Origin of the sequence: Neisseria sp. P0008.S004 (assembly GCF_051962755.1) — a bacterium.
GTDB lineage: Bacteria > Pseudomonadota > Gammaproteobacteria > Burkholderiales > Neisseriaceae > Neisseria > Neisseria subflava_A.
Map to the genome: position 1 here is coordinate 1 of NZ_JBQCUZ010000033.1, position 470 is coordinate 470.

Here is a 470-nt window from a genome sequence, read left to right on the forward strand (position 1 = left end):
GCTTTAGCATTCTTACCGTCTGCACCGGTATCACCTTTAGCACCAGTTGCACCGTCTTTAACGATGGTAGTAGTGGTATTACCGTTACCGTCTTTGATGGTTACAGTGTGAGTACCGTTGCCGTTGTCTTTAACTTCGGCTTCAGCATTCTTACCATCAGCACCAGTTGCACCGTCTTTAACGATGGTAGTAGTAGTGTTACCGTTACCGTCTTTGATGGTTACAGTGTGGGTACCGTTGCCGTTGTCTTTAACGTCGGCTTCAGCGTTCTTACCGTCGGCACCAGTTGCACCGGTAGCGCCAGTTGCACCGTCTTTAAGGATGGTAGTAGTGGTGTTACCGTTACCGTCTTTAATGGTTACAGTGTGGGTACCGTTGCCGTTGTCTTTAACGTCGGCTTCAGCGTTCTTACCATCGGCACCGGTTGCACCAGTTGCGCCGGTATCGCCTTTGGCACCAGTTGCACCGTC

1 protein-coding gene is annotated in these 470 nt (G+C 50.6%); it reads right to left on the reverse strand.

The window, feature by feature from the left end; all coding sequences use genetic code 11:
* Positions 1-470 (reverse strand): collagen-flanked surface repeat-containing protein (locus ACTHSW_RS10825; protein ID WP_440373918.1); only part of this gene is annotated, 470 nt, incomplete at both ends.